Below are 6,693 nucleotides of genomic sequence, written 5' to 3'. Positions count from 1 at the left end.
TGTCAGCTGGGTTTCACCCTTCGGCGTTACCTTACCGACAAGCGTATCGCCTGCTTCGACTTCGGCGCCGATATAGACGATGCCGGATTCATCGAGACGCGCAAGCTGGTTTTCTGCCAGATTGGAAATATCACGGGTGATTTCTTCAGCGCCCAGCTTGGTATCACGTGCAACGACCGACAACTCTTCGATATGGATCGACGTATAGCGATCATCCGCAACGACCTTCTCCGAAATCAGGATTGAATCCTCGAAGTTGTAACCGTTCCACGGCATGAAGGCGACCAGCATGTTCTGGCCAAGGGCAAGCTCGCCCAGATCGGTCGATGCGCCGTCGGCAATCACGTCATGCTTGGCAACGCGGTCACCGACCTTCACGATCGGACGCTGGTTGATGTTCGTGTTCTGGTTCGAACGCGTGTACTTGATCAGGTTGTAGATATCCACACCGACTTCGCCGGCTGCGGCTTCATCGTCATTGACGCGAATCACCACGCGGCCCGCATCGATGTAGTCCACCACGCCACCACGCAATGCCTGCACGGTCGTTCCGGAGTCAACCGCAACGGTGCGCTCGATGCCGGTTCCGACATAGGCTTTTTCCGGACGCAGGCAAGGCACGGCCTGGCGCTGCATGTTGGCACCCATCAACGCACGGTTTGCGTCGTCATGCTCGAGGAACGGAATGAGCGATGCAGCGACGGACACGACCTGGCCTGGCGCGACGTCCATATATTGCACACGCTCCGGCGATACCAGGATGGTTTCGCCAGCCTGACGGGCCGATACCAGCTCGTCCGACAATGTGCCGTCCTTGGCGACGGTCGCATTCGCCTGGGCGATGATGTAACGGCCTTCTTCGATCGCGGACAGGTAATCGATCTGGTTGGTGATCTTGCTGCCTTCAACCTTGCGATATGGCGTTTCGAGGAAGCCGTATTCGTTCAGGCGCGCGTACAGCGCCAGCGAGTTGATCAGACCGATGTTCGGGCCTTCCGGCGTTTCGATCGGGCACACGCGGCCGTAATGGGTCGGGTGCACGTCACGGACTTCGAAGCCGGCACGTTCACGGGTCAGGCCGCCCGGTCCGAGCGCTGAGACACGGCGCTTGTGGGTGATTTCCGACAGCGGATTGGTCTGGTCCATGAACTGCGACAACTGCGAAGAACCGAAGAACTCACGGATGGCCGCAGAGATCGGCTTCGAGTTGATCAGGTCGTGCGGCATCAGGTTGTCCGCTTCGGCCTGGCCGAGACGTTCTTTGACAGCACGTTCGACACGCACCAGGCCAGCTCGGAACTGGTTTTCTGCCAGTTCGCCGACGCAACGAACGCGACGGTTGCCGAGGTGGTCAATGTCGTCCACTTCGCCGCGACCGTTTCGCAACTCCACCAGGATCTTGATGACGGAGAGAATATCTTCGTTCGACAAGGTCATCGCGCCGGTCAGTTCGTCGCGTCCGATACGGCGGTTGAACTTCATGCGGCCCACGGCCGACAAGTCGTAACGTTCTTCGCTGTAAAACAAGCCGTTGAACAAGGCTTCGACGGAATCTTCCGTCGGCGGCTCGCCGGGACGCATCATGCGATAGATCGCCACGCGCGCGGCCATCTGGTCGGCGGTATCGTCCATGCGCAGTGTTTGCGAAATATATCCACCCTGGTCGAGATCGTTGGTGTACAGGGTCTGGATATCTGTCACACCTGCCTCGCGCAGACGGCCAAGCAGTTCATCGGTGAGCTCGTCGTTGGCGCTGGCAATCACTTCGCCAGTGTCGGCATCGACAATGTTCTTCGCCAGGATGCGGCCCAGCAGATAGTCCTCGGGCACCGAAATATGCTTGATGCCGGCGGCCTCGATTTCACGAACATGCTTTGCGTTGATCCGCTTGTCTTTCGACACGATGACTTTGCCGGACTTGTCGCTGATATCGAAACCGGCGACTGCACCGCGCAGGCGTTCGGAAACGAATTCCATCTCTGCGCCTTCAGAACGCAGAGTGAAATTATCGAACACGAAGAAGTTGGCGAGAATTTGCTCCGGTGTCATGCCGATTGCCTTGAGCAGGATCGTCACTGGCATCTTGCGTCGACGGTCGACGCGGAAGAACAGAATGTCCTTCGGATCGAATTCAAAGTCGAGCCATGAACCGCGGTAAGGAATGATCCGTGCAGAAAACAGCAGCTTTCCGGAAGAATGTGTTTTGCCGCGGTCGTGTTCGAAGAACACGCCCGGCGAACGGTGCAGCTGCGATACGATCACCCGTTCGGTGCCGTTGATCACGAAGGAGCCGGTGGTTGTCATCAAGGGCAGTTCGCCCATGTAGACTTCCTGCTCTTTCATTTCTTTCACGACCGGCTTGGTGGGCGATTCCTTGTCCAGAATGACCAGGCGAACCTTGGCGCGCAGCGGGGAAGCGAACGTCAATCCGCGCTGTTGGCACTCTTTTACGTCGAACGGTGGATCGCCCAACACGTAAGACAGAAACTCTAGCCGAGCAAATCCATTGTGCGATACGATTGGGAAAATCGAGGTGAAGGCGGATTGCAAACCTTCATTCTTGCGTTGCGAGGCCGGTTTGTCCGCCTGCAGGAAGCCTAAATAGGACTCGAGCTGGGTGGCCAGGAGAAACGGAACATTGTGAACGTTGGCGCGCTTCGCGAATGATTTGCGAATACGCTTCTTCTCAGTAAATGAGTAGTGCATGGACACTCCGTGAGTGACAGGGAAGGATGGAGAATTCAGGTTTTGCCCGGCACGGTTATGATTTGCGGCCTGCGAAACCTCAAGTCTCGGTCTTCGAGCTCAACTAAACTAAACTCGACTAAACTAATTTTGTTGCTTGCCCTCAAACACTAAGACCGGGCTCAAACGCAACACCGACACAACAAAATTTGAAAACGACAAAGGAGCCAAAGCCGAACCCGCTCTTTTGGAGAGGATTCCGCGCTTTGACTCCGGCGCCTTACTAATCAGCCGGGAACAGAATGTTGCTATGCTCGATTCTGTTCCGCAATCCAATCGCAAAGCCGAAATTACTTGAGTTCGGCTTTCGCGCCAGCTTCTTCCAGCTTCTTCTTTGCAGCTTCTGCATCCGCCTTGGCGATGCCTTCCTTGACTGGCTTCGGTGCACCATCAACCAGATCCTTGGCTTCTTTCAAGCCCAGGCCGGTGATTTCGCGAACTGCCTTAATGACGCCAACCTTGTTTGCGCCGATTTCGGACAGGATAACGGTGAATTCGGTCTGCTCTTCAACTGCAGCAGCACCGGCACCACCTGCACCAGCAGGACCAGCGACTGCCATTGCAGCTGCGGACACGCCAAATTTTTCTTCAAAAGCCTTGACCAGGTCGTTCAGGTCCATCACGGACATTTGGCCTACTGCTTCGAGGATATCGTCTTTGCTAATTGCCATTTGAAACTCCTAAATTGATTCGGTAATTACATCTAATCGGTACTGACGCAGAAGAACTGAAAGCGCACTTGAATTAAGCGCCTTCGGCTTCCTTCTTCGCTGCGAGTGCAGCCAACGCACGGGCAAAGCCGGAGACCGGAGCCTGCATCACACCCAGCAACTGGGAGATGAGGACTTCACGGCTCGGAATGCTGGCCAATGCAGTAACGCCCGCTTTATCAAGCGACTTTCCTGCATAGTTACCTGCCTTGATGACCAGTTTGTCATTGCCTTTCGCAAAGTCGTGAACGACTTTGGCGGCAGCAACGGCGTCCTCAGAGATCGAATAGATCAACGGGCCGGTCATTTCGGAGGCAAGGCCAGCAAACTGCGTACCCTCGACGGCACGACGTGCGAGTGTGTTTTTCAACACGCGCATATACACGCCTTGGGAACGCGCTTTGGCGCGCAGTTGCGTCAAGTGACCAACCTGGATGCCACGGTATTCGGCCACGACGATCGTCTGTGCGTTTGCTACCTTTGCAGAGACTTCAGCAACGACGGCCTTTTTGTCATTCAGATTGAGACTCAAGATCAACCTCCAAAAATGATGTCTGGCAAATGCCGGACATCGGTTCGAACACGGCGTCCGAAGTTCAGGAGTTCAGTACTGGCAAATCATGTGAATTGCGCAGCGTTGAGACTACGAAACTTGTTCGGGTTCACCATCTGCGTTGGGTACGATGACTACTCATCGCGGTTTAACTTTATGCATCACCTGCATGCACGCCGCCCAACGGTCTTTGACAATCCGGACTGCCTTCAGTACTGCCAAAAGCAATCCGGCCCAAAGATTCGCCTCACGCAATGTTCCTACATGAGGACTTTATTCAAAACATCAAGCTGTCAGTGACGCCTGATCGACTCGCACGCCCGCACCCATCGTGGACGAGATTGCAACCTTGCGCAGGTAGACGCCCTTGCTTGTGGCAGGCTTTGCCTTGTTCAACGCTTCGATCAAGGCCAACAGATTGGACTTGAGCTCGTTGTCGCTAAACGATTTGCGACCAATGGTCGCGTGGATGATGCCGGCCTTGTCAGTACGGTATTGAACCTGACCTGCCTTGGCGTTCTTGACAGCAGTCGCAACATCCGGTGTCACGGTACCGACCTTCGGGTTCGGCATCATGCCGCGCGGACCGAGAATTTGACCGAGCGTACCGACGATACGCATGGTGTCAGGCGAAGCAATCACGATATCGAAAGGCATGTCGCCAGCCTTGATACGGTCAGCCAGATCTTCCATGCCGACGATGTCAGCGCCTGCTGCCTTTGCCGCTTCGGCTTTATCACCGGATGCAAATACAGCGACGCGTACCGTCTTGCCTGTGCCGGACGGCAAAACCACCGAACCACGAACCACCTGGTCGGATTTTTTCGCGTCGACGCCCAATTGCACCGCAACGTCGATCGACTCATTGAACTTCGCAGTTGCGCATTCTTTGATTAGTGCGATTGCATTGTCGAACGGGTACAGCTTGGTACGGTCGACTTTTGCCTTCAGCGCCTTTGCGCGCTTCGATAACTTAGCCATTACAGACCCTCCACCGTGATGCCCATGGAGCGAGCGGAACCGGCGATTGTACGCACGGCGGCATCCATGTCAGCTGCCGTGAGATCCGGCATTTTTGTTGTAGCGATTTCTTCTGCCTGCTTGCGGGTGATCTTGCCCACTTTGTCCGTATGCGGCTTGGCAGATCCTTTTTGAATACCGGCGGCCTTCTTGATCAGGATGGTAGCCGGCGGAGTCTTCATCACGAATGTGAAGGACTTGTCGGCGAACGCGGTGATCACAACCGGAATCGGCAGGCCCGGCTCGACGCCCTGGGTTTGCGCATTGAACGCTTTGCAGAATTCCATGATGTTCAGACCGCGCTGACCCAACGCAGGACCGATAGGAGGGGACGGGTTGGCCTTACCAGCTGGCACTTGCAGCTTGATAAAACCGATGATTTTCTTTGCCATGATGGCTCCTGTTAAATGAGTATTAGCGCCGGTTCGCCGCGTTGGCTACTTTGGCTCCTCTTGCTGCATTGATCAGATTTGGCAGGCGGTGTGCATGCGGCGCTCCAACCGGCGCTTGATAAGTATTTTTGTTCTTGGGTGAAGAGAGTGCGACTGCGTTTATTGATTTCGGTTTTCCGCAGTGCCTGTCAAACTTTTTCGACTTGCCCGAATTCCAATTCGACCGGTGTGGCGCGACCGAAGATCGTAACGGATACACGCACGCGCGATTTTTCGTAATTGACTTCTTCAACATTGCCGTTGAAATCGGTAAAAGGACCATCCTTGATCCGCACCAACTCTCCCACTTCGTAAAGGACTTTGGGACGCGGCTTTTCGACACCTTCTTGCATCTGCTGCATGATCTTGTCGACTTCGTGTGGCGGAATCGGTGTGGGCTTATTGGATTTGCCACCAATGAATCCGGTGACCTTGCTAGTGTTTTTTACCAAATGCCAAGTCTCATCCGTCATTTCCATCTCAACCAGCACATAGCCAGGAAAGAAACGACGCTCGGTGACAGATTTCTGGCCATTCTTGACTTCGATGACTTCTTCGGTAGGCACCAGGATCTGGCCAAACTTGTCCTGCATGCCGGCGCGATCAATGCGCTCCATCAATGCACGTTGAACACTTTTTTCCATACCCGAATAGGCGTGAACCACATACCAGCGCTTGCCGCCACCAGAGTGAGTGACTGCCGAGGCGCCTTGCGGGCTATCTTGCATGTTCTCGCTCATGGTTATTTCCAACCTAAAATCAAGTCATAGAGAACGAACTCCAGCAGCTTGTCCGTACCCCAAAGGAAGAGTGCCATTACCACCACAAATGCAAAGACAATTCCAGTCATTTGAAGCGCTTCTTTCCGGGTCGGCCAAACCACCTTCTTGGTTTCGCGCACAGCCTCTTTTGAAAAGCCGATAAATTCGCGACCGGAAGTCGACGTCCATGCTAGAGCAACTGCTGCGACCAGACCACCAACCAAGGCGGCGGCACGAACGATAGTCGGCTGACCCGATAAGACATAAAAGCCGACAATACCCGCGACAACAGCGAAAATCGCCAGGGCGACCTTGATCTTGTCGCTCGATGTGGTGACTGTTTCGACGGGCTGGTTAGACATACATTGTTACTTTCGGCGCCATAGTGCAGTTAACGACCACTGCACCGACTGAATCGGTGGCAGGGGCAGAGGGAATCGAACCCCCAACCTTCGGTTTTGGAGACCGACGCT

7 protein-coding genes are annotated in these 6,693 nt (G+C 54.8%); all 7 read right to left on the bottom strand.

Annotated features, from left to right (window positions below; all coding sequences use genetic code 11):
- Positions 1-2,706: DNA-directed RNA polymerase subunit beta (gene rpoB / locus V7080_RS22195; RefSeq protein ID WP_334190561.1), on the bottom strand; the 2,706-nt coding region annotated here is incomplete at its 3' end.
- A 329-nt stretch (positions 2,707-3,035) separates the two neighbouring features.
- Positions 3,036-3,416: a 50S ribosomal protein L7/L12 gene (gene rplL, locus V7080_RS22190; protein ID WP_334190560.1), complete on the bottom strand. Its 381-nt coding sequence runs from the start codon at positions 3,414-3,416 to the stop codon at positions 3,036-3,038.
- Between the two features lie 73 nt (positions 3,417-3,489).
- A complete protein-coding gene (rplJ, locus tag V7080_RS22185) occupies positions 3,490-3,987 on the bottom strand; it encodes a 50S ribosomal protein L10 (RefSeq protein WP_326859881.1) in 498 nt (165 codons plus the stop codon).
- Between the two features lie 306 nt (positions 3,988-4,293).
- A complete protein-coding gene (gene rplA, locus V7080_RS22180; RefSeq protein WP_334190559.1) occupies positions 4,294-4,989 on the bottom strand; it encodes a 50S ribosomal protein L1 in 696 nt (231 codons plus the stop codon).
- Complete coding sequence (gene rplK / locus V7080_RS22175) at positions 4,989-5,420, bottom strand: 50S ribosomal protein L11 (protein WP_040039168.1); 432 nt, start codon at positions 5,418-5,420, stop codon at positions 4,989-4,991. Before rplK ends, rplA begins: the two co-directional genes overlap by 1 nt.
- A gap of 188 nt (positions 5,421-5,608) precedes the next feature.
- Entirely contained in the window at positions 5,609-6,199 is a 591-nt protein-coding gene (gene nusG, locus V7080_RS22170; protein WP_334190558.1) for a transcription termination/antitermination protein NusG, read from the bottom strand.
- A 2-nt stretch (positions 6,200-6,201) separates the two neighbouring features.
- A complete protein-coding gene (gene secE / locus V7080_RS22165) occupies positions 6,202-6,582 on the bottom strand; it encodes a preprotein translocase subunit SecE (RefSeq protein WP_334190557.1) in 381 nt (126 codons plus the stop codon).
- Positions 6,583-6,693 lie beyond the last annotated feature (111 nt).

The organism is Noviherbaspirillum sp., from assembly GCF_036846085.1.
Classification (GTDB): domain Bacteria; phylum Pseudomonadota; class Gammaproteobacteria; order Burkholderiales; family Burkholderiaceae_D; genus Noviherbaspirillum.
The sequence above is the reverse complement of the archived record's forward strand: the minus strand, read 5'-3'. Positions and strand labels throughout refer to the sequence as shown.